Annotated in this window: 14 protein-coding genes; 7 read left to right on the top strand and 7 right to left on the bottom strand. The window is 73.6% G+C overall.

The genetic code is table 11. The annotated features are described in order from the left end of the window. Positions 1–2: 2 nt before the first annotated feature. Complete coding sequence (locus tag ACWPXV_RS14235) at positions 3–2,675, bottom strand: HAD-IC family P-type ATPase (RefSeq protein WP_454085830.1); 2,673 nt, start codon at positions 2,673–2,675, stop codon at positions 3–5. A gap of 187 nt (positions 2,676–2,862) precedes the next feature. Here ACWPXV_RS14235 and ACWPXV_RS14230 point away from each other — a divergent pair, with 187 nt between their 5' ends. Then, on the top strand, positions 2,863–8,730 hold the full coding sequence (locus ACWPXV_RS14230; RefSeq protein ID WP_454085829.1) for a metallophosphoesterase: 5,868 nt from the start codon (positions 2,863–2,865) through the stop codon (positions 8,728–8,730). A 25-nt stretch (positions 8,731–8,755) separates the two neighbouring features. Continuing rightward, the gene (locus ACWPXV_RS14225) at positions 8,756–9,517 is read left to right on the top strand and encodes a PT domain-containing protein (RefSeq protein WP_454085828.1); all 762 of its coding nucleotides are present in this window, start codon (positions 8,756–8,758) and stop codon (positions 9,515–9,517) included. Between the two features lie 56 nt (positions 9,518–9,573). On the opposite strand, the gene ACWPXV_RS14220 is transcribed toward ACWPXV_RS14225, so the two are convergent. Further along, entirely contained in the window at positions 9,574–10,125 is a 552-nt protein-coding gene (locus ACWPXV_RS14220; RefSeq protein ID WP_454085827.1) for an AMIN-like domain-containing (lipo)protein, read from the bottom strand. A 166-nt stretch (positions 10,126–10,291) separates the two neighbouring features. On the opposite strand from ACWPXV_RS14220, the gene ACWPXV_RS14215 reads away from it, so the two are divergent. Then, on the top strand, positions 10,292–10,903 hold the full coding sequence (locus ACWPXV_RS14215) for a TetR/AcrR family transcriptional regulator (protein WP_454085826.1): 612 nt from the start codon (positions 10,292–10,294) through the stop codon (positions 10,901–10,903). Positions 10,904–10,946: 43 nt separating this feature from the next. After that, on the top strand, positions 10,947–13,526 hold the full coding sequence (locus ACWPXV_RS14210) for an MMPL family transporter (protein ID WP_454085825.1): 2,580 nt from the start codon (positions 10,947–10,949) through the stop codon (positions 13,524–13,526). Positions 13,527–13,688: 162 nt separating this feature from the next. On the opposite strand, the gene ACWPXV_RS14205 is transcribed toward ACWPXV_RS14210, so the two are convergent. Together ACWPXV_RS14205 and ACWPXV_RS14200 are read right to left on the bottom strand one after the other, a co-directional pair. Next, the gene (locus ACWPXV_RS14205) at positions 13,689–14,555 is read right to left on the bottom strand and encodes an NAD(P)H-hydrate dehydratase (RefSeq protein ID WP_454085824.1); all 867 of its coding nucleotides are present in this window, start codon (positions 14,553–14,555) and stop codon (positions 13,689–13,691) included. Further along, positions 14,552–15,316: a histidine phosphatase family protein gene (locus ACWPXV_RS14200; protein WP_454085823.1), complete on the bottom strand. Its 765-nt coding sequence runs from the start codon at positions 15,314–15,316 to the stop codon at positions 14,552–14,554. Before ACWPXV_RS14200 ends, ACWPXV_RS14205 begins: the two co-directional genes overlap by 4 nt. Before the next feature lie 150 nt (positions 15,317–15,466). Between ACWPXV_RS14200 and ACWPXV_RS14195 the strand changes: the two genes are divergently transcribed. The 3 genes from ACWPXV_RS14195 (at position 15,467) to ACWPXV_RS14185 (ending at position 18,002) form a co-directional block, all read left to right on the top strand. Then, positions 15,467–15,982 (top strand): PH domain-containing protein, encoded by a 516-nt coding sequence (locus ACWPXV_RS14195; RefSeq protein WP_454085822.1) that lies wholly within the window; start codon positions 15,467–15,469, stop codon positions 15,980–15,982. Beyond that, positions 15,979–17,532 (top strand): PH domain-containing protein, encoded by a 1,554-nt coding sequence (locus ACWPXV_RS14190; RefSeq protein ID WP_454085821.1) that lies wholly within the window; start codon positions 15,979–15,981, stop codon positions 17,530–17,532. The genes ACWPXV_RS14195 and ACWPXV_RS14190 overlap by 4 nt, the downstream gene beginning before the upstream one ends. Positions 17,533–17,597: 65 nt before the next feature. Beyond that, entirely contained in the window at positions 17,598–18,002 is a 405-nt protein-coding gene (locus ACWPXV_RS14185; RefSeq protein ID WP_454085820.1) for a VOC family protein, read from the top strand. A gap of 100 nt (positions 18,003–18,102) precedes the next feature. Here ACWPXV_RS14185 and ACWPXV_RS14180 read toward each other — a convergent pair whose 3' ends face one another. Genes ACWPXV_RS14180 through ACWPXV_RS14170 form a run of 3 tightly spaced genes read right to left on the bottom strand, consistent with a single transcriptional unit; the run spans position 18,103 to position 22,897 of the window. Beyond that, positions 18,103–20,700, bottom strand: a complete 2,598-nt coding sequence (locus ACWPXV_RS14180) for an ATP-binding cassette domain-containing protein (RefSeq protein ID WP_454085819.1) — start codon at positions 20,698–20,700, stop codon at positions 18,103–18,105. Further along, positions 20,697–21,809 (bottom strand): FecCD family ABC transporter permease, encoded by a 1,113-nt coding sequence (locus ACWPXV_RS14175; RefSeq protein WP_454085818.1) that lies wholly within the window; start codon positions 21,807–21,809, stop codon positions 20,697–20,699. The genes ACWPXV_RS14180 and ACWPXV_RS14175 overlap by 4 nt, the downstream gene beginning before the upstream one ends. Further along, on the bottom strand, positions 21,806–22,897 hold the full coding sequence (locus ACWPXV_RS14170; protein WP_454085817.1) for an ABC transporter substrate-binding protein: 1,092 nt from the start codon (positions 22,895–22,897) through the stop codon (positions 21,806–21,808). Before ACWPXV_RS14170 ends, ACWPXV_RS14175 begins: the two co-directional genes overlap by 4 nt. Between the last annotated feature and the right edge of the window lie 46 nt (positions 22,898–22,943).

The following is a 22,943-nucleotide window of genomic DNA, read 5'->3' as shown; positions in this document are numbered from 1 at the left end:
GCTCAGCGCCGCCGCAGCGCCTTGTCCACCTCGACGACGGCGAACACCACCACCCCGACGCCCAGCGGCACCAGCCAGTCGGTGAGCCCCACCGCGGTGGAGCCGAAGGCCGTGTGCATGAAGGGCGCGTAGACGAAGAGCAGCTGCAGCGCGAGCATGACGGCCACGCACACCCACGAGACCGGGTTGGTCGTGAGGAGCTCGCGGCGCAGGCTCGTGGTGCGGCTGAAGCGGCTGGCGAAGAGGTAGCAGATCTGCGCGACGACGAGGGTGTTGACGGCAACCGTCCGCGACTCCGCCACACCGCGCCCGGCCTCCTGGCCGAGGAGGAAGACCGCGATCGTCGCGCCGCCGATGAGCACCGAGACGTAGCCGATCCGCAGCAGCCCCGAGCGCGGCAGGATCGAGCCGCCCGGCGTGCGCGGCGGCCGGCGCATGATGTCCGGCTCGGAGGGCTCGAAGGCCAGCGCGAGGGCGAGGGTGACCGCGGTGATCGTGTTGACCCACAGCACCTGGACCGGCGTGAGCGGCAGCGTGAGCCCGAGGACGACCGCGACGAGGATGACCAGCCCCTGCGCGCCGTTGGTCGGCAGGATGAAGACGATCGCCTTGCGGAGGTTGTCGTAGATCGTGCGGCCCATCTCGACGGCCGACTCGATCGAGGCGAAGTTGTCGTCGGCGAGGACGACGTCGGCCGCCTCCTTCGTCGCCTCCGTCCCCTTGATCCCCATGGCGACCCCGACGTCGGCCCGCTTGAGCGACGGCGCGTCGTTGACGCCGTCGCCGGTCATCGACACGACCTCGCCGTTCGCCTGCAGGGCCTGGACGAGCCGGAGCTTGTGCTCGGGGCTCGTGCGGGCGAAGACGTCGTGCTCGGTCGCGAGGACGCGCAGCTCCTCGTCGGTGGCGGTCTCGAGCTCGGCGCCGGTGACGGTCGAGTCCCCGATCCCCATCTCCCGCGCGATGGCGGTGGCGGTGCCGGCGTGGTCACCGGTGATCATCTTGACGCGGATGCCGGCCTGCCGGCAGGCGCGGATGGCGGCGACGGCCTCCTCGCGGGGCGGGTCGATGATGCCGTAGAGACCGAGGAGGACGAAGCCGCCGGCGTCGACGTCCTCGGTGCTCACCGAGGTGGCGTCGTCGTCGGCGCGGCGGGTCGCGGCGGCCAGCACCCGCAGCCCGCGGGCACCGAGCTCCTCGACCTGCGCCTGCCAGAATGCCCTGTCCAGCGGCGCGGCGCCCTCCGGCCCCGTGCCCTGGGAGTCGCAGCGGTCCAGCAGCCGGTCCGGCGCGCCCTTGAGGTGGATGACCGTGCCCTGCGCGGTGCGGTCCAGGGTGGCCATGTACTTGTAGGCGGAGTCGAAGGGGACGGCGTCCAGCCGGGCGTCGTCGTCGCCGTCCACGCCGGCCTTGAGCGCGAAGGTGCGCAGCCCGCCGTCGGTCGGCTCGCCGGACAGCACCCACTCCTCACCGCGGCGGGAGACGGTCGAGTCGTTGGCCCGCGCCGCCACCTCCGCGAGGGCGAGGACGTGCTGGGCCGTCGTCGTCGTGCCGGTGGCCGGGAGGATCTCGCCCTCGGGCGCGTACCCGGTGCCGGTGACGTCGAAGCGGCCGGCGGGCGTGACGACCGTGCGGACCGTCATCTCGTTGCGGGTGAGCGTGCCGGTCTTGTCGCTGCAGATGACGGTGACCGAGCCGAGGGTCTCCACCGAGCTCATCCGCCGGGTGATCGCGTTGCGCCGCGCCATCGTCTGCACTCCCAGGGCGAGGGTGATGGTGAGGACGGCGGGCAGGCCCTCGGGGATCGCGGCGACCGCGAAGCCGATCGCCGCGAGGGTGAGCTCGCCGAGCGTGTCGTCGTACAGCAGCGCGCCCAGCGCGAACATCACGACGGCGAGGACGACGACGACGAGCGACAGCGCCCGCCCGAAGGCGTTCATCTGCCGGGTCAGGGGCGTCTCGAGGGACTCGACCTCCTCGAGCATCGTCGTGATGTGCCCGATCTCGGTGTCCTGCCCGGTGGCCGTCACGACCCCGGCGCCCGAGCCCGCGGCGACGACGGTGCCCGAGAAGGCCATCGAGGTGCGGTCCCCGATGCCCGCGTCCGGGGCGACCGGGTCGGTGCCCTTGTCCACCGGGACGGACTCACCGGTGAGCGCCGACTCCTCGATGCGCAGCGTGCTCGCGCGGGTGAGCCGGACGTCGGCGGGCACGCGGTCCCCGGAGGAGAGGCGCACGAGGTCGCCGGGGACGAGGTCCTCGGCGGGGACGGTCTGCCACGCGCCGTCGCGCCGCACCTGCGCGTCCAGCGAGAGCATCTGGCGGATGCCCTCGAGGGCGTCCTCCGCCTTACCCTCCTGGACGTAGCCGATGACAGCGTTGGTGAGGACGACGGCGGCGATGACGATCGTGTCCACCCACTCGCCGAGCACCGCGGTGAGCACGGCGGCGGCGATGAGGACGTAGATCATCGGGTCGCGGAGTTGGCGCAGCAGCCGCCGCAGCGCGGACTCACGCTCGGCCGCGGGCAGGGCGTTGGGACCGTGGCGCTCGAGCCGCGCTGCCGCCTCGCCCGGGCTCAGGCCGCCGCGGTCGGTTCCGAGAGCCGCGAGGACGTCGTCGACGGCGCGGGCGTGCGCGGGGGCGTCCGGGGGCTGCTCGGTCGTGTGCGTCATGGTCCTGCTGGGTGCGGTGGGGACAGGGAACGCCGCGGCGTCGACTGCCAGTCTCGTCTGCACGGCCCATCCTGTCCTGCCGTCGTCCGGCAACCACGGGACGTTCGTCTCCCGTTCACACGCCGTGCTCCGACGTGACATCTCCCCTCCGTACCGTCCGCGACGGCAGTCGACGACGAGGAGTGAGATGAAGGTCAGCAGGTCCACGGCGGGGCGCACCCGCACGGCGGCGGTCCTCGCGGGAGCATCGCTCCTCGCGGGCGGCATCGTCGCCATCCCGAGCCAGGCTGCTCCGGCCGACGAGGTGTCCCGGCAGGAGGACCTGCCGGCCGACACCCACCCGCCCGTGCCGCCGGTCGACCCGCTGGCCATCGGTGCCACGGCCGGCGAGCACGACCACGACGAGGAGCACGGCCGCGACGACGAGCACGACCACGCCGACGATGCCGCCGACGCCGCGTCCGCCACGGCCGCGGCCGTCCCCCTCGCCGCGACCGACCGCCCGGAGTATCTCGGCAGGTCCCACTACCGCGCCGAGGTCCACTCCCACACCGCGATCAGCGACGGCCAAGGCCTCCCGACCGACGCCTTCGAGCACGTCGCGCAGAGCACCAACGCCGACTTCTTCGCCGTCACCGACCACGACGTCGTCCTCGACCTGCGCAACGCCGACCACTTCACCGAGGACCGGCACGCGTCCCACTCCGAGGAGTGGAGCTACAGCCACCGGGCCGCCGAGGAGTTCAACGCGAGCAGTGAGCACCTCCAGACCCTCATCGGCGAGGAGGTGACCTGGTACGACGGCAGCGGCCACATGAATATCTTCAACACCGACTGGTTCCTCACCGCGAACAGCGCCGGCGGCGGCACCTGGGGCACCGGCCACATCATGTACGACGTCGCGACCGTGCTTGCCCGCATCACGCTGGACCCCGGCGCGATCGGCCAGTTCAACCACCCTGCCTCCAGCCACGGCCACTTCGGCTTCGCCCACCTCACCCCCGAGGTGGACGCGCAGGTCCCGCTCTTCGAGTACAAGTCCCCGGGCTACCACGACACCTTCGTCGACGCGCTGGACGGCGGTTGGCACCTTGCGCCCGTGTGGTCCGGCGACGAGCACCGCGGTGCCTGGGTCAGCGGTAACCCGGCGCACACCGGCGTGTGGGCCGAGGAGCACAGCCTCGACGGCCTCTACCAGGCCATGCGCGAGCGCAGCATGTACACGACCTTCGACGTCGACGCGACGCTCCAGCTCGGCGCCAACGACCACCAGATGGGCTCGATCCTCCCGGCCGACACCACCGAGCTCACCCTCGACCTCGTTCTCGCCGACGACAGCCCGGACGACTCCTTCGTCTCCGCCGTCGTCCACACCAACGGTGGCGAGGTCGCCCACGAGTTCTCCGGCGTCGAGGGCCGCGAGGTCGAGCTCAGCACGACCCTCGACGTCGCCGACGGCGAGTACTACTGGGTCAAGGCCACCCAGGCCGACGGCGAGGAGCTGATCTCCGCGCCCGTGTGGATCGGCGAGCGGGTCGCCGGGGCGGACTACGCCCCGGACCTCACCGTCGCCGCCGTCCCCGAGACCGCCGCCTACGGTGAGCAGATCGACATCCCGCAGGCCACCGCCACCGACGACGGCGGAGGGGACCCGGCCGTGGCCGTCACCGTCTACGACGCCGCCGGCGAGGTCGACGTCGTCGACGGTGCCTTCACCGTGGGCAGCTACGGTGACCACTACGTCGTGACGAGGGCGGCCGACGACGCCGGCAACGTCGCCGCCGACCTCCAGCGCGTCGTCGTGAACCAGGACGTGCTCGACCCGGCCGGTGTCTTCCAGTACTTCGGCACCGTCGCGACCGTCGGCGCCCAGGCCGACGAGGCTGGCCTGTCGGTGCTCACCGACATCGAGGTCGAGGACGCGTGGGCGCAGGTGCTGCCTGCCGGCAGCGACGACTGGTCCCAGGCGGTGACCATCGCCGCGGGCGCCAGCCAGGTCTTCGAGGTCGACACCGTCGCCACCGAGGACGCCGACACCTACCAGGACTCGATCACCGGCCAGCCGCTGCGCGCCCACGAGTTCGACGTCGCCGGGCTCGAGGCCGGCGAGCGCTACCAGTACCGCTTCGGTACGAGCGCCGAGGGTGGCTGGACCGACGTCCAGGGCGAGCTCCTCGCCGGCGCCACCGGGAACGAGCCGATCTACGTGCTCGGTGACCTCCAGGTCAGCAGCGGGCTCGAGGAGGATCACGCGCTCTTCACCGAGATGCTCGCCGAGGTCCGCGAGCAGCGGCCCGGCGGCAGCCTGCTCGTCCAGGTCGGCGACCTCGTCGACAACGCCGGGCGCGGACAGTACTGGCAGCAGGCGTTCGACTGGGTGCTCGACGACCTCGACCTCCAGCTCGCCACCATGGTCGGCAACCACGAGACCTACGGGGACAAGGAGTTCAACGTCCTCTCCTCGGAGCGCAACGCGATCTTCCGCGGCATGTTCAACCACCCGAAGAACGGCAGCGAGATCGGGGAGTCGAACTACTCCTTCGACCGCGGTGACGTCCACGTCGCCGTCATCAACTCCAACTACGACCTGCAGACCCAGCTCGACTGGCTGGTCGAGGACATGCGCACCACGGACAAGCCGTGGAAGGTCGTCACGGGCCACTTCTCCTACTTCGGCGGAAGCCACGCCGACGACGCCGGCATGTCCAACGACCGCGCGCTCGTCGCCCAGACCCTCGACCAGCTCGGCGTCGACCTCTACGTCGGCGGCCACGACCACGTCTACAAACGCTCCACCATCACCGGTGACGCGCTCGCGACGACGCCCGAGGAGGAGGCCGCCGGCACCACCTGGGTGACGATGGGCTCCTCCGGGCCGAAGTTCTACGAGAACCAGGAGTTCTGGTGGGACGACGTCGTCTATGACGAGAACACGCAGGTCGGCGCGGTCCTCGAGGTGACCGACGCGGGCCTGACGATGACCGCCTACACCGTCGACGGCGAGGTCGTCGACGAGTTCACCGTCACCCAGCCCGAGGGCACGTGGCGGCTGAGCTCGGCGACGATGGAGGACCGTGAGCTGCCCGGCGTCGGCCTCCTCAGCTACCCGGGCGCGCGGGAGGACCTCACCGTCGCCGTCGCCGCGTACGACTACGCCGGGGAGGAGCTCGTCGACCTGCGCGTGGAGGACGTCGAGCTCGACCACCGCGGCGCCGAGCAGTTCATCGAGTTCGCCGAGCCGCTGCCCATCGACTCCAGCCAGACCGTGCGCCTGTTGGTGTGGGACGGCCTGGGCAGCGGTGTGCCGCTGCAGGCTCCGGTCGAGCTGCGGCAAGGCATGCTGGGCGGCGGGACCGCCGAGGACCCCTACGAGATCCGCACCTGGCAGGACGTCGAGAACATCCAGTGGGAGCCCGCGGGCCACTACGCGCTGATGAACGACCTAGAGCTCGACGGCGAGCCGCGCGCCCAGATAGGCGCCGGCGCCACCCCGTTCGCGGGTGTGCTCGACGGCCAGGGCTTCACGGTCAGCGGGTACGTCGCCCCGGACACCGGGGGAGCGGGTCTGTTCGCCACGAACGCCGGCACTGTCCGCGACCTCGCGGTGGTCGACGCGCAGATCGACTCCCCGCAGGGCACCATCGGCATCCTCGCCGACTACAACACCGGCACGATCGAGGGCTCGTGGACCTCGGGCACCATCACCGGCGAGGGACGGGTGGGCGGGCTCGTCGGTGACTCCGAGGGCGTTGTGCGCGACTCCTACTCCACGGCCGACGTCCGCTCCCGGACGACGGAGGCGGGCGGCGTCGTCGGGGTCGCGCTGGGCGGCTCGACCACCGAGCGCGTCTACTCCAGCGGAAACGTCACCTCCGACACCCGCAACGTCGGTGGGGTCGTCGGCTACGGCTACGCGGGCACCGTCGTCGAGGACGTCATCTCCCTCAACGAGTCGGTGACGGCGCCGTCCTACGCGCACGCCGTCGTCGGGCGCGTCCTCTCGGGGCAGACCGCAGACCTCGCCGGCAACCTCGCCAGCGACGCGTCCTTCGTCAGCGTCGAGTCGCTGGCCGACGCACCCGCCGAGGACAACCTCAAGGGCGGCGTCGTGCCGGCCGCAGAGACCCGCCAGGAGGCGCTCTACGCCGAGGACCTCGGCTGGGACCTCACCGGCACGTGGGTCGTCGACGCTACCGCGCAGCGCCCCGTGCTCCGCGCGAACACCGAGGAGTATGTCCCGCCCCGCCCCGCCGGTGAGCCGAACGCTGACGGGTACTACGAGATCACCACGGCCACCGAGCTGGGGCAGGTCACCCGCTTCCCGGCCGAGAAGTTCGTCCTCACCGCCGACATCGACCTCTCCGGGGCCGAGGGCTGGCAGCCGCTGGGCGGTCTGCGGCCCTTCACCGGCGAGCTCGACGGTGCCGGCCACGTCATCACCGGCCTCAGCTCGGTGCGCGGCGGGCTGGTCAACATCAACAACGGCACGATCCGCGACCTCGGGATCGTCGATGCCACCGTCGACCTCGACGGCGGGCGGGTCGGCATCCTCGCGAACGTGAGCAACGGGACGGTGGAGAACGTCTTCACCACCGGCACCGTCAGCGGCGGCTCGCGCGTGGGTGGCGTGCTCGGTGACTCCGGCGGCGTGGTGCGCAACGCGTACTCGACGGCGGAGGTCCACGCCCGGGCGACCGAGGCCGGCGGCGTCGTCGGCGTCGCGTTGGCCGGCTCCGTGACGGAGAACGTCTACGCGGCCGGGAGCGTCTCGGCGGGCGCCCGCAACATCGGCGGCGTGGTCGGCTACGGCTACACCGGCACCGAGATCCGCGACGTCATCGCTCTGAACCCGAGCGTCACCGCGTCCAGCTACGCCCACCGCGTGCTCGGCCGGGTGCTGGCCGGGAACACCGCGACGCTCGAGAACCTCTGGGCGAGCGAGGGACTAGTCGCCGAGACCGTCTCGACCACCGACCCGCTCGGGCCCACCTCGTGGATGGGCGCCACCGCCACGCTCCGGCGGCTGCGGGACGCCGGTTTCTACGCCGAGACCCTCGGCTGGGACCTGGAGTCCGTGTGGAGCTGGCACAAGGACGCCGGGCGGCCGGTGCTGCGGGCCGTGGAGGAGGAGTACACCGGTGAGCCGGTCGCCCCTCTCCCGGACCCCGCTCCGGAGCTCGAGCAGGCCGACGACGGCGCGTACCTCGTCACCGCTCCGGCCGACCTCGCACAGGTGGCGGCCTTCCCAGCGGCCGACTTCAGGCTCACGGCCCCGCTCGACCTCACCGGCGTGGAGCAGGCGCAGATCGAGGCCTTCTCCGGCACCTTCGACGGTGCCGGCCACACGATCAGCGGCTACACCTCCGCGGCCGGCGGGCTGTTCGCGGTCAACAACGGCACCATCACCCGCCTCGGCGTCGCCGACGCGACCGTGACGACGACGGCGAGCAACGTCGGTCTGCTGGTCGACACGAACAACGGTGAGCTGAGCCAGGTGTGGACCGCCGGGTCCGTCACCGGGACCGCGACCGTCGGCGGCGTCGTCGGCTACTCCTACGGGCAGCTGCGCGACGCCTACTCGACGGCGGACGTCACCGCCGACGGCGGGCGGCAGTCGGGCGGCGTCGTCGGGATCACCGGTCGCGGCAGCGTGACCGAGCGGGTCTACGCGACCGGTGCCGTCGAGACCGTCGATGACCAGAACGCCGGTGGCATCACGGGCTACGCCTACACCGGCACGACCGTGCGCGACAGCGTCGCGCTCAATACCTCGGTGACGGCCTTCAGTCAGGCGAGCCGGGTGGTCGGCCGGGTGCTGAACGGGGACACCGCGACGCTGGTCAACAACTACGCCTCGGAGGCGCTCGTCGTCGGGGTGGAGACCGAGACGGCCGAGGGGCCGGACACGCAGCGCGGTGAGACGAGGACCGCCGCGGAGCTCGCGGACGTCACCACCTGGCGCGACGGCCTGGGCTGGGACTTCGCCGGGGTGTGGCAGTGGGACGCCGAGACGGGCCGGCCGATGCTCGCCAACGCGCCGGAAGGACAGAACTGAGATGGGAAACCGACAGATGCGACACGTGTGTGCAACGGCCAGCGGCGTGCTGCTGCTCGGCGCGATGGTGGCGACGCCCGCGGTGGCTGCCGTGGAGCTCGGCCACGAGGCGACGCTGGCCGAGGGCGGGTACGCCGACATCCGCGTGACCAGCGGCGCCGAGCTGGCCCGTGAGCAGCTGAGCGTCCTCGTCCTGGAGGAGGGCGCCTCGCTCGACGCGCCCGCAGCCGGGGACGTCGTCCACCTCGACCAGCGGGTCGCGGACGAGGACGGCGCCGTGTCGCTGCGGGTGGCACTGCCCTCGGGCGAGCTCGACGGGTACTGGCTGGCCGTGAACACGACCGGTGGCACCGAGCGCTACGTCGCTCCGCTCGACGGGGAGGCCGAGGAGCCGACCGAGGAGCCCACGAACGGGCCGACCGACCGGCCCACGGACGAGCCGACGGACGGGCCGACCGAGGAGCCCACGGACGCACCGACGGACGGGCCGATCGACGGCACCCCGGGCGAGGGCCCGACCGACGGTGGGGCCGGCGACGGCTCCGGGGACGGTGGCCCTGGTTCCGGTGACGGTGAGGGTGGCGCTGGTTCCGGTGACGGTGACGGTGGCACCGGGTCCGGTGACGGGGGAGCGGACGCTGGTGACGGGGCCGCCGGGAGCAGCGACTCGGGCCGCGGTGGGTCCCTGAGCCGGACCGGTGCGCAGGTGGCGCTCGCGGCGGGGCTCGCGCTCGCCGCCGTCGCCGTGGGCGGCGGTGTGCTCCACCTGCGCCGTCGGGCGGCCTGACCGGAGGTCGCGCCCCGGGCGCCGAGGGCCCCGCCACGCGGCGGGGCCCTCGCACGTCACCAGCGGTGGGCGACGTCGATGACGAGCCGCGAGCCGGAGCCCGGGCCGTCGAGGACGAGCACCCGGAAGGGCAGCCGGGCACGCACGCCCAGGCCGATCGTCGTCTGGCCCTCGAAGCTGCCGCCGGAGGCGATCTGGCGGAAGGTCGAGTAGCCGCTGACGTTGCGCAGCTCCCTGGGGTTGGAGGGGGCGTACGTGCTGCGCCCCGTCACGGGGTTGTAGGTCGGGGCGTGCGCCACAACCTCGAGCTTGGCGCCGCCGCGCAGCGGGACACGCGCCCCGCTGCCCTCGGCGTACACCTGGTTGACGTAGCGGACCGAGTAGCCACGCACGTCACCGCGGACGTCGATGACCATGCGGTCGTAGCAGGAGTGCTCGCCCGCGCGCACGTTGGTGATGGACGTGGAGGAAGAGCCGGGGCTCTGCGTCTTGGCGAGCGAGCCCCAGGAGATGCCGCAGTACGGCGCGGCCTGTGCCGAGGCGCCCATCGGGACGACGAGCGCGAACCCGAGAACGAGTCCGAGGAGGATGCTGACAAGTCGTTTCATCGCGATCTCCTTGAGGAGTGACCGCGGGCGGCAGCGTGCTGCTCGCGTGGTGCCGCGCAACCTACTCCCGACGCGCGCCCGCCGGAAGGGCCGAAAGGGCAGCGTGTGCCGCACTGCACAGCGGGCAAAGTTGCACGGTGTGCACGTGAGGCGGAGACTTGACGGTATGTCCGAAACGGCCGGCCGGCGCGAGCTCAACAAGGCGCGTACCCGTCAGGCCATGATCGACGCCGCCCGCGGCCTGGCGCGCGAGCGCGGCCTCGAGGACGTCACGGCGGAGGACATCGCCGACCGTGCCGGCGTCTCCCGCCGGACCTTCTTCAACTACTTCGCCGGCATCGAGGCCGTGGTCGCCGCGGGGCTGGCCGACCCGCTCGAGCGGATGGCGGACGCGCTGCGCCGGCGCCCCGCCCGCGAGGAGCCGCTCGTCGCGATCCGCGCGGCCCTCCGCGAGGAGCCCATCGGCGCCGAGATCCTCCTCGCCTGGCTCCCGACCGACCCGCGGGCCTCCCTGCGTGGACGCGAGCTCCACCTGCGGGTGTGGCAGCACCACGAGGAGTGGCTCGTGGACGTGCTCCGCGACCGGCTGGGCGGCGAGGACGACCTGCGGGTGCGGTCCCTGGCCGCCTCCGTCATGGCGATGTTCGAGATGGTCCAGAAGGCGTGGGTGCCCGTCGCGACCGCGCTTCCCGCGGACGACGCCGTCGCCTCCTTCAACGACACCCTCCAGCGGGTCCTCGACCATGCCGGCGCCGGGTGGCGCCGGCCCGGTTCCTGACGTCCCCTTTTCCCTGCATCACCACATCCCGGAAGGACCCCCTGTGGCTTCACTCCTGCACCGCCTCGGACGATGGAGCGCCCGGCACCGTTGGGCGACCGTCATCACGTGGCTCGTCGTCATCGCGCTCGCCGCGACCGGTGCCGCCACGCTCAGTGAGCCGCTGAGCGACGAGTTCAGCATCCCCGGCAGCCGGTTCCAGGTGGTGCTCGACGACCTCCAGGAGGAGATCCCCGAGGCCGCCGCGGGCATCGGCACCGTGACCTTCTCCGCCGAGGACGGCTTCACCGACGAGCAGCAGGCCGCCGTCGCCGACGTCACCGAGCAGTGGAGCGCGCTCGACGGCGTCGTCGGGTCGATGGACCCATTCGCCACCCAGGAGCAGCTCGACGGCAGCCTCGACGAGATCGAGGCCGGCCGGGCCGAGCTCGAGGCCGGCCGCGCGCAGCTCGACGAGGGCCGCACCGAGCTCGACGCCGGGCGCGAGCAGCTCGAGGCCGCCGAGGCAGAGCTCGCCGCGGGCCGGGAGCAGCTCGAGGCCCAGCGCGCCGAGCTCGAGGCCTCCATCGACATGTTGCCGCCGGCCATGGCCGCCGGGGCCGAGGAGCAGCTCGCCGCCGCCGAGGCCGAGCTGGCCGCCGGCGAGGAGCAGCTCGCCGCCAGCCGCGCCGAGCTCGAGGCGGGCGAGGAGGAGCTCGCCGCCGCCGAGGCGGAGATCGCCGCGGGGGAGACCCAGCTCGACCAGGGCGAGCGGCTCGCCGAGCTCACCTCCGGGCTGCGCCAGGTCTCCGAGGACGGCACCGTCGCCATGACGCAGGTGCAGTTCGAGTCCTCGGGCGGCCAGCTCGACCCCGAGGTCACCGCCCAGGTGCAGGAGATCGGTGACACGCTCACCGACGAGGGCATCGAGGTGAACTACAGCGCGGAGATCGTCTCCGACATCTCCTCCATCCTCGGCCCGGCCGAGGTCGTGGGCGTCGTCGTCGCCGTCGTCGTCCTCCTCGTCCTGCTCGGCTCCCTGCTCGCCGCGGGCCTGCCGCTCCTCACCGCGCTCGTCGGCGTCGGTGTCGGCGTCGGGGCGTCGCTCGCGCTGAGCGGCGTGGTCGAGATGACCAGCGTGACCCCCGCCCTCGCGCTCATGCTCGGCATGGCCGTGGGCATCGACTACTCCCTGTTCATCCTCAACCGCCACCGGATGCAGCTCGCCGACGGCATGGGCGTGCGGGACTCGATCGCCCTCGCCACCGGCACCGCCGGCAACGCGGTCACCTTCGCCGGTGCGACGGTCGTCATCGCGCTCGCCGCGCTCGGCCTCACCGGCATCCCGTTCCTCGGCGTCATGGGCTACGTCGCCGCGGGCACCGTCGTCGTCGCCGTCCTCGCGGCCGTCACGCTCACCCCCGCGCTGCTGTCCTTCCTCGGGGAGCGGGTCCTGCCGGCCAAGCAGCGCACGCGCCTCGAGCGCAAGAACGGCGCGGACTCCCGCGGCTGGGCCTACAAGGTCCAGCAGCACCCGTGGCTCGCGATCATCGGCGTCGTCGCCGTCACCGGCCTCCTCGCCATCCCCACCACCCAGCTCCGCCTCGGGCTGCCTGACGGCAGCCAGGAGCCGGCCGGCTCGACCGCCTACCGCACCTACGACCTCATCCGGGACAACTTCGGGGCGGGCGCGAACGGCCCGATCATCGGCGTCGCCACGCTCGCGGAGCCGACGCAGGACGAGGCGGCCCTCACCGAGACCCAGCTCGACATCGCCGAGGACCTCCTCGCCGTCGACGGCGTCCAGTACGTCGTGCCCTTCGGGACGAGCGAGGACGGCGACACCCTCGCCTTCCAGATCATGCCCGCCGACGGCCCCTCCGAGGAGTCGACGGTCGCGCTGGTCAACACGCTTCTCGACGGCGAGGACGAGCTCGGGGCCGCGCACGACGTCGAGGTGGGCTACACCGGGCAGACGGTCGCGAACATCGACATCTCCGACCAGCTGGCCGACGCGCTGCCGATCTACCTGCTCGTCGTCGTCGGCCTCTCGCTCGTGCTCCTGCTCCTCGTGTTCCGCTCGATCTGGGTGCCGCTGCTCGCCTCCGTGGGCTTCCTCCTCACCGTGGTCGCGTCCTTCGGTGCCGTCGTCGCGGTGTACCAGCTCGGGTTCCTCTCCGACCTCTTCGGGGTCAACGAGGCCGGGCCGATCCTCAGCTTCCTGCCCGTGCTCCTCATCGGGGTGCTGTTCGGCCTGGCGATGGACTACCAGGTCTTCCTCGTCTCGGGCATGCGGGAGGCGCACGTCCACGGTGCCGACGCGCGGGTCGCCGTCGTGCGTGGCTTCAACGTGAGCGCGCGGGTGGTGACGGCCGCGGCGATCATCATGGTCTCCGTCTTCGGCGGCTTCATCTTCGCCCACCTCGCGATGATCCGGCCGATCGGCTTCGGCCTCGCCTTCGGTGTCCTCATCGACGCCTTCCTCGTGCGGATGACGCTCACCCCGGCGGTCCTCAGCCTGCTCGGGGAGAAGGCGTGGTGGCTGCCGCGCTGGCTCGACAAGATCCTGCCGAACGTCGACGTCGAGGGCGCCAAGCTCGAGCGTCAGGTGGTGCGCGAGGAGCGCGAGACCGCCGGCGCGTAGGACCGCGGGGCGCGCTGGGCGCCCCGCTGCGGCGAGAGCGCAGGTCCCGCCCGGGGCCTGCGCTCTCGGCGTCCCCCCCCCAGCCTCGCCGAGAGCTGAGTTGTTACGTGACATCACGGAACAACTCAGCTCTCGGCGGAAGGGAGGGCAGGGACGGGCCGGTCAGGTGCCGCCGAGCTCCTCGAGGACGGCGGGCAGCACGTCGAGGAGCTCGCGGGCGAGGTAGCCGACGCCGCCCACGGTGCCGGCCAGGCGGTCCCCGGCCGTGGAGTGGAGGTGGGTGCCCCAGGCGGCGGCCTGCCCCGGCTCGGCGCCGCGGGCGAGCAGCCCGGCGACGGCGCCGGCGAGGACGTCACCGCTGCCCGAGGTGCCGAGCCCGCGGTTGCCCGCCACCTTGCGCCACAGCCGCCCGTCGGCGGCGACGACGTCCTCGCAGGTCACCGCGGCGCCGTAGCGCTCGGCGACGGTGAGGACGGCGCCGGGGAGGTCGCCGTCGGGGACGTCGTCGACGTCGAGGAGGTGGGCGATCTCGTCGGCGTTCGGCGTGAGGACGAGCCGGCCGCGCAGGGTCGGGGCGAGGTCCTCCAGGCGCGGCAGGACCCCGACGGCGAAGGCGTCAAGGACGAGGGGGACGTCGTCGTCCACGCGCTCGAGCACCCCGGTGAGCAGGGTGACCGTGCTGTCCGGGTCGCTGAGGCCCGGGCCGACGAGGACGGCGGACGCGCGGGCGAGCTTGCGCTCCAGCGGGTCGAGCCCGCCGCCGGTGAGCGTCCCGCCGTCGTCCTCCTCGAGCGCGGTCACCCCCGCCTCGGGGACGGCGACGGCGAGGGCCGGCGCCACTGAGGCGGCGACGGCGACCGAGAGCTTGCCGGCGCCCACGCGCAGGGCAGCGAGCCCGGACAGGAGGACGGCGCCGGGGGAGCCGGGCGACCCGCCGACGACGACGACCGCGCCGCGGGCGTACTTGCCGTGCCCGGGCTCGGGCAGCGGCCAGCCGCGCAGGACGTCGGGCGTGAGGTCGGTCGTCACCGGACCTCGCCCGCCTCGTGCTCGACGGCCTGCTCGTCCGACGGCGAGTGCTGGGCCGTCACCGGGACGCCCTGGTCGCGGAGGTGGTCGGCGGAGTTGAACTCGGCGAGCGTCCAGCCGTCCTCGTCCTCCTCGCGGACGAGGCGGGTGACCGCAGCGTTGCGCACGGACTGGGTGCGGCTGATCTCGAGGATGCTCGCCTCGTCCATCTCCTCGCAGACGTAGCGGAAGACGAGGAGCACGGCGTCGTGGCAGGTGATGAGCACGCGGCGGTGGCGGCGCTGGCGCTCGAGGTCGGCGAGGAGCGAGCGCACGCGCAGGGCGATGTCGGCCCACGACTCCCCGCCCGAGGGGCGATAGTAGAACTTCCCGTGCCACTCGCGGCGCTCGGCCTCCTCCGGGTAGCGCCGCCGGATGCCGGCGGTGGTGAGGGTGTCGGTGATGCCGAGGTCCCGGTCACGCAGCCGCTCGTCCAGGCGTACGGGCACGTCGAGGCCGGCGACGTCGAGCGCGGTGAGCGCCGTGTCGTGGGCCCGGCGGAAGGGGGAGGACCACACGGCGTCGGGGCGGTCCGCGGCGGGGAGCTCGGCGAGCCAGCGGCCCAGCGCCTGCGCCTGCTCGACGCCGGTGGGGGAGAGCTCGACGTCGGCGTCCCTGGCCGGGACATCGATGACCTCGGCCCCTGACTGCCGGGCCTGCGCGGCGGCGACGTTCCCCAGGCTCTCCCCGTGGCGGACGAGTATCAGCTCGGTAGCACCCATGGGCGGCAACGTAACCGAGCCGCCCGCCGCCCGCTCGCGGTGGTGCGCGAGGGGCGAGCCTCAAGGGGAGCCGGTGGTGGCCGAGAGGTGGATGGGGCGGCGCCGGGACCTCCCTAGTCTGGTGCCCGATCCCCGCACGAAGGAGCCCCTGTGCCCGAGCCCGTCACCCCCGTCCCCGACGACGGCGCGCCCCGCCCGCCGCGCTACCGCGTCGCCCCGCGCGCACGCACCTACTGGCTGCTCTCGCGCGCGACCGCCCTCGTCGTCGTCTGGGTCCTCACCCTCGTCCCGGCTGCGCTGTGGGAGGGCGGGCGGACGTGGCTGCTCGTCGCGGCCGGCGCGCTCACGGTCCTGCTGCTCCCCGCCGTCGTCCTCGCGCCGTGGCTGCGGTACCGCACCCACCGGTGGGAGGCGACCAGCACCGCCGTCTACTCCCGCACCGGGTGGCTGGGCCGGGAGTGGCGGATCGCGCCGCTCTCCCGCGTGCAGACCGTCGAGGCCAAGCGCAACCTCCTGCACCGGGCGCTCGGGCTGGCCGCCGTCTCGGTGACGACCGGGTCCGCGCAGGGCGCCGTCGAGATCCAGGGGCTCCAGGCGGAGGTGGCCGAGGAGCTCGTCACCCAGCTCACCGACGCCGTCGCCCGCACCCAGGGGGACGCGACATGACCGGTGCCCTCATCGACGAGGGCGTCGTCGACGACGACGGCGCCACCGACGTCCCGTGGCAGCGGCTCAGCCTGCGGATCGTCCCGGCCGCGCTGCTGCGGATGCTCGTGCGGCTCGTCCCGGCCGCCGCCGGCTGGTGGTTCTTCAACACCGACAACGACACCGCGCGGTACACCGTCATCGCGCTCGCCGTCCTCGCGGTGCTCAACCCGCTGAACCAGGCGCTCAACTACCTCAAGGTCCGCTACCGGCTCACCGGGGAGGAGCTGCAGCACACGACCGGGCTGCTCGTGCGCCGCAGCAACCGGATCGCCCTGCACCGCATCCGCACCGTCGACATCACCGCGCCGCTGAGCAACCGGCTCTTCGGGCTGGCCGTGCTGCGCGTGGGGACCGGCGGCAACGCCTTCACGAGCGAGGGCACGGTCGCGCTCGACGGGCTGCCGCGGGCGACGGCGCTGCGCCTGCGCGCCGAACTGCTGCGCCGCAGCGGGCAGGACGTCGCCTCCACCGTGGACCCGCGCCTGGCGGAGGCCGGCGGCGAGGAGGTGCAGGCGCTGCGCTGGCGCTGGGTCGTCTACCAGATGGTCGGGGTGTGGCTCTTCGCCGGGCCGATCTCGGTGATCGGCACCGTCTACGGCTTCGCCTCCCTCTTCGGCCGGGAGGAGTGGATCGGGGAGCAGGCGATGAGCGTCGTCGACCGGGTGCCGTGGGGCGCTTGGGCCGCCACCTCGCTCGTCCTCGTCGTGCTCCTGGGGATCGCGGCCGGTGCCGTCACCTTCGCCGAGGCGTGGTGGGGCTACCGGCTCGTCCGCGAGCCGGGCGGCCGCTTCCTCGCCACCCGCGGGCTCCTCACCACCCGCTCCTTCACCGCCGACCAGGAGCGCCTGCGTGGCGTCACCGTGTCCCGGGGCCTGCTCACGCGACTGCTCGGCGGTGCCCGGCTCGCCCCGGTGATGACCGGCGTGAGCCTCGCGCAGATGATGAGCGAGAGCTCCTCGATGCTGCCGACGACCACGCGTGACGTCGCCGTGCGGGTCGCCAACGTCCTGCTCGGCCGCCCCGTCCTGGACGACGACGTCGCCCCGGCGAGCGGGCCGCTGCTCGCTCACCCGCCCGTCGCCCGCCGTCGGGCCGTCGTGCGGTACCTGCTGGCGACGGCGGCGGTGGCCGCCGGGCTCGGTGCCGGGGTCGTGTGGGCCGGGTGGAGCGCGTGGCTGCTCCTCGTGCCGGCGGCGCTCGTGCCGGTCGCGGTGGTCGCGGGCCGCGGGTACTACCGGGCGCTGGGGCACCGCCTCGACGGTGAGTACCTCTACCTCCAGCGCGGGTGGTTCAGCCGCCGCACCGACGTCGTCCAGGTGCGCGGGATCAACGGCGCGCACGTGAGCCAGTCGCCCGTCCAGCGGCTGCTCGGGCTGGCGACCCTCCGGGTGACGACCGCCGCGGGGGAGCAGGGCTACCTCGGGGTGGACATGGCCCTCGGCGACGCCGCGGCGCTCGCGGAGGCGGTGACGGAGGAGGACGTCACCCCCACGCTCGCCGAGCGCTGAGTTGTTACCCGCCCGCCCACGCACGCGCCGTGCCACACTCCCAGGACGAGCCCCGAGGAGGAGCCATGGCCCTGCGCTGGTACAGCGTCGTCGTCGACTGCCGGGACCCGCGCGCGCTCGCGGCGTGGTGGGCCCAGGTGCTCGGCTGGCGCACCGCGTACGAGGCCGACGACGAGGTCGTCATCATCCCGCCGCACATGGTCGAGGACGGGTTCGCCGACCGCGTCCCGGCGCGTGAGCGCGGCCAGGGCCTGGTCTTCGTCCCTGTGCCCGAGGGCAAGACGGTGAAGAACCGTCTCCACATCGACCTTGCGCCCGAGGCCGACGACGACCAGGACGCCGAGGTGCAGCGGCTGCTGGACGTCGGCGCCCGGCGCGTGGACGTGGGGCAGGGCCCGGACGTCACGTGGGTCGTGCTCGCCGACCCCGAGGGCAACGAGTTCTGCGTCCTCAGCCCGCGGGACCTCTGACGACGACGGCGGCCGGCCGGCCGTGGCACGCCGTGCGGCGATGCGCGCGCATCGGCGCGGCGGGGCCGTCGTGGCACGCTGCCCGGCGTGAGCGGCCGGCTCAGCCGACCGGCAGCGCCTCCCGGGTGAGGGCGAGGACCTGCGCGGCCGCCCGGTCCGCGCCCGCGATGAGCGGTGAAGGGACGCCCGGTGTCGCGCCGATCGCGGAGCCGGGCTGGACGTCCCCGGCCGGGATGCCGATGACGACGACCTGCGGGTCCGGCCGGCCCGCGGCGTCGAGGAGGTGGAACTCCTCCGGCGTGACGTCCAGGGTTCGCGTCGCAGCCACCGTGCCGTCCGGGCCGGTGCGCGCGTGGAGGCGGGCACGGCCGGAGTCGAGCAGGGAGCGCAGCAGCGGGTCGTCGGTGACGTCGGCGTGGCCCTTGGACATGCGCGTCTCGACGAAGGCGCCTACCCGGTGCTCGCGCCCGATCACCTGGGAGCGGGCGACGAAGCGGCCGCGCTCCACCGTGACGGACAGGCCCTCACCGAGGAGCTCGACGACGCCGGCCCGCACGAGGGCGAGCAGCGGCGCGGTGCGCTCCGGCGGCGGGCCGGAGGCGAGCGCGAGGCCGAGCGCGCCGAACCAGCCGTTGACGTCGCGGACGGCCGACGCCGGGTGGATCGCTCCGGCGCGCACGAGCCCGGCGACCTGCCCGCGCAGCAGCGCCATCGCCCGGTTGACCTCCGCGCGCGGGCTGGCCAGCGGCCGGGTGATCGACTCGTGCTCGGCGGCCACCCAGCGCTCGGTCCACGCCCGCCACGCCTCGGGCGAGGGCAGGCGGACGTCGGGCCGGTCGAGACGCTCGACGTCGAGGTAGCGGGCGGGGTCGACGACGACGTCACGGACCAGGCCGTCGAGCTCGCCCACGTCCGCGGCCGAGATGCGGGCGAGCAGGCCCGCGGGGAGCTCGCCGTCGTCGTCGGCGGTGAGGGACGGGACGGTGGCGGGGTGGTGGCGCAGGAGCGTGGTGAGGTGGGCGGCGACGAGCTCGCGGGCGAGCTGCGGCCAGACGTCGCGGCGGAAGTCCTGGTCGGGGATCGTCGCGGCGGCCGCGAACCACTCGCGGGTGGCGAGGCGCGGGGTGTAGCGCGGCGGGAAGCCGCCGTACCAGGACTTCGAGCGGTACGGCAGGCCGCGGCGGGAGCCGACGAGCAGGCGCGGCTCGCGTCCGGAGGGCAGGTAGGTGAGGTCGAAGGGGGAGTCGCCGGGGACGAAGCGGCCGCCGCGGCCGGCGGTGAGGACAGCGACGACGTCGAAGAAGTTCGCCCCGAGCCCCGCGACGACGACGTCCTCGCCGCCCGGCACGGCGTCCCAGTCCCGCTCGGCCGGCATGCCCGGCTCGACGTAGACGAGCCCGTGGTCCTCCGCGGCCGCGACTCGCTCCGCGGTCTCCCGCGACCGCTGCGCCTGGACCATCCCCTGCGCGAGCACGACCGCGCGGGCGGAGAACACCCGCCCGTCGGAGAGCCGCACCAGGCGCCGACCCCCACCCCCCGCCGACAGCTCACGTGCTACTGGCTCGATCTCGACGACGGTGCCCACCGCTGCGGTCAGCTCCACGCCGCCGCGCGCGAGGATCGCCTCGAGCTGCTCGCGGAAGTACACGCCCTGCAGACGCCGGGTCGGGTAGGACCACGGCTGGACGGCCGCTGCCTCCTCGGCCACCCAGTCGGGGCGAGGTCCTGCGCTCCAGCCGGCGGACGCGGGCGCCGTCGCGCGCGGGACGCCGGCGACGACGTCGCGCGCCCACTGCACGAGGTCGGGCCCAGGCGTCACGGGCCCGGACATCGGGGTGGAGTCGTCGGGATAGATCGTCGTGTGCGCGCTGTAGGTGTTGTTGAGGAGCTGCGGGCTCTGGCCGGCGTCGTGGAGGACCTCGACCGGGAGGCCGTAGACCTCACCGAGGAGCGCGGCGTCGTAGGCCTCGGGCGCGGGCCCGTCGGCCACCAGGCGCCCACCGCTGAGGAGCACCACCTGCTGGCAGAAGGTCGCCGCGTGGTTGAGGTCGTGGATCGCGATGAGCGCCGCGACGCCCTCCTCACGCGCCACCTGGCGCACGATCTGCAGCGTCTCCACCTGGTAGCGCAGGTCGAGCGCGGAGGTCGGCTCGTCGAGGAGGAGCACCCGCGGCCGCTGGGCCAGGGCCCGGGCGATGAGCACGCGCTGGGCCTGCCCGCCGGACATGTCCGAGAGCCGCCGCTCGGCCAGCTCGGCCAGCCCGAGGCGCTCGATCGCGTCCTCCACCACCGCGACGTCCTCCGCGCCCGGCCGCATCCCCATGTGCGGGGTGCGCCCCAGCGTCACGGCCTCGCGGACCGTCAGCTCGAAGGGCACCTCGCTCGACTGCGGCACGTAGGCCACGACCTTGGCGCGCTCGCGCGGCTTCATCGACAGCAGGTCGCGGCCCCCGAGCCGCACCGTGCCCTGCCTGGTGCGCAGCACGCCCGCGAGGATCTTCGTGAGCGTCGACTTGCCGGAGCCGTTGGGCCCGAGCAGTGCGCACAGCGTTCCCGCCGCGACGTCGAGGTCGATGCCGCGCAGCACCTGGTGCTTGCCGTAGGCGAACTCGACGTCGCGGATGCTCAGCGCCGCGGGCGGTGCCGCCGCCGCGGTGGCCGCTCCCGCCGTCGTCGCCCGTTCCTGGACTGCAGTCACTTCGAGGCCCTCCGCGTCATGATGAGGTAGATGAAGACGGGCGCGCCGAGCATCGCGACGACGATGCCCACCGGCACGACCGACGGCGCGACCACGGTGCGGCCGATGGTGTCCGCCGCGACGAGCAGCACGCCGCCCGACAGCGCCGACATCGGCAGCAGGTACTGGTGGTTGGCGCCGATGATGAGCCGCGCGATGTGCGGCCCGACGAGCCCGACGAAGCCGATGACCCCGCACAGCGACACCGCCACGGACGCGAGCAGCACCGACACGAGGATGAGCCCCACCCGGACCACGGTGACGTTGACGCCGAGGGAGCGGGCGGCGTCGTCGCCGGCGAAGGCGATCGCGTTCATGTCCTTGGCGAACCACAGGAGCAGCGGCAGGAGCACGACGACGACGGCGCCCATGACCCGCACCTCGGTCCACGACGCGTCGTTGACCGAGCCGAGGGTCCAGCGCACGATCGCCTGCAGGGTGTTCTCGTTGGCGACGTACTGCAGGCCCGCGGTCAGTGCCTCGAAGAGCTGGGTGACGGCGATGCCGAGGAGCAGCAGCGTCGCGACCGCCATCTTCCGCGCGGACGCGAGGCCGAGGACGAGCATCGTCACCACCCCGGCGCAGGCGAGCGCGGAGAGGATGACGAGCGGGTTGGACGAGGCGACCCCGCCGCCGCCGAGCAGGATCGCCAGCGACGCCCCGAAGGCCGCCGCGGGGGAGACGCCGAGGGTGAAGGGGCTGACGAGCGGGTTGCGCAGCAGCCCCTGCATGACGGCGCCGGCCACCGACAGCGCCGCGCCCGCGGCGAGCGCGAGCAGCGCGCGCGGCAGGCGCAGGTCGGCGACGATCGCGTAGGACTGGACGAACTCCGGCTCGATCGTCCCGCCGGCCACGCGCAGCCACAGGATGCGCATCGCGTCGGCGAAGGTCACCCCGGACGTGCCCACCGCCGTCGAGCCCGCGACGACGACGACGGTCACCACCGCCGACACGACGAGCACGAGCAGCCGGTGGTTGCCCAGCGCGCGCCGCAGTCCGCGGGGCTGCGCGACCTCGGGGGCGGGTGCGGTGCGGGCGGCGTCGGGGCGCGCGGGTGCCTCGGTGGTCACTGCGCGCTCCCGACGGTGACGTAGGCGTCCTCACCCGCATAGTCCGTGACGCCCTGGAACTCGGTGGCCCAGCGCTCGAGGTAGCCGGCCGGGTCGAGGTCCGCCGTCTCCTCCGGGTGCAGCCAGGTGGCGAGGTAGGCGGTGGCGATCGCCTTGGCGAGCCCCGACGTCGCCCACCCGTTCGTCACGTACACCTCACCGTTCTCGACGGCGCTGATCCCGGACCAGCCCGGCCGCGCGGGGATCCCGGCGACGATCTCGTCGACCTCCGCGGCCGCGTAGGGCTCGGCCGACGGGGGCTGCTCGTGGACGACGACGGCCGGGTCGCGCTCGACGACGGCGGCCGGGTCGACGGTGATCTCGTGCTGGGCGTCGCCGCCGGTGATGTCGCCGAAGACGTTCGTGCCGCCGGCGCCGGTGATGACCTGGTCGAAGCCCGAGCCGGGCAGCGCGGTGATGTAGGGCTGGTCGGTCTCCCAGTAGACGGGGACCGGCTCGGTGCCGGCGACGGCGTCCTCGACGGCGGTGACGATCTCGTCGTGGAAGTCACGCACGGCCTGGGCACCCTCGGGCTCGTCGAAGACCTCCCCGAGGAGGTCGATCGTCTCCTCGAAGACGTCGACGTCCCACGAGGTGACGACGACGACCGGGATGTCGAACTCCGCCAGCCGCTCCGAGGCCTCCTGCCAGGCGCCGTTGCGCGGGATGATCGCGACGTCCGGGTCCAGCGCGACGATCGCCTCGTAGTTGAGCTCGCCGATGCTCTCCCCGACGACGTCCTCCTCGGTGAGCCCGAGGTAGGGCGCGCGCTGCACGGTGCCGCGGTCGACGCCGACGACGCGGTCGCCCGCGCCGATCGCCTCGACGAACTCGTTGTTGTAGGAGAGGGCGACGACGGCGCGCTCGACCGGGCCCTCGATCGTCACCTCGCGGTCCTGGTCGTCGACGACGGTGATCTCGCCGGCCGCGTCGGTGGCGGCGGCGACGTCGTCGGGATCGCTCGACTCGGCGACCTCGACCTGGCCGCAGGCCGCCAGGGTGAGAGCCGAGGCGAGGAGGGCGGCGGCGGTGAGGGTGGTGCGTGTCATCGGGTCTCTCCGGAGGGGGTGGTCGGTGCGGTGGTCGCGGGGGTGT

The organism is Georgenia sp. Marseille-Q6866 (assembly GCF_965111665.1).
Note: the sequence above shows the minus strand (reverse complement) of the source record. Positions and strands in the feature narration are given on the sequence as shown.

Coding starts and splice junctions, on each gene's coding strand:
- ACWPXV_RS14235 (WP_454085830.1), bottom strand. CDS start 2,675: ATGACGCACACGACCGAGCAGCCCCCGGACGCCCCCGCGCACGCCCGC.
- ACWPXV_RS14230 (WP_454085829.1), top strand. CDS start 2,863: ATGAAGGTCAGCAGGTCCACGGCGGGGCGCACCCGCACGGCGGCGGTC.
- ACWPXV_RS14220 (WP_454085827.1), bottom strand. CDS start 10,125: ATGAAACGACTTGTCAGCATCCTCCTCGGACTCGTTCTCGGGTTCGCG.
- ACWPXV_RS14215 (WP_454085826.1), top strand. CDS start 10,292: ATGTCCGAAACGGCCGGCCGGCGCGAGCTCAACAAGGCGCGTACCCGT.
- ACWPXV_RS14200 (WP_454085823.1), bottom strand. CDS start 15,316: ATGGGTGCTACCGAGCTGATACTCGTCCGCCACGGGGAGAGCCTGGGG.
- ACWPXV_RS14190 (WP_454085821.1), top strand. CDS start 15,979: ATGACCGGTGCCCTCATCGACGAGGGCGTCGTCGACGACGACGGCGCC.
- ACWPXV_RS14185 (WP_454085820.1), top strand. CDS start 17,598: ATGGCCCTGCGCTGGTACAGCGTCGTCGTCGACTGCCGGGACCCGCGC.
- ACWPXV_RS14170 (WP_454085817.1), bottom strand. CDS start 22,897: ATGACACGCACCACCCTCACCGCCGCCGCCCTCCTCGCCTCGGCTCTC.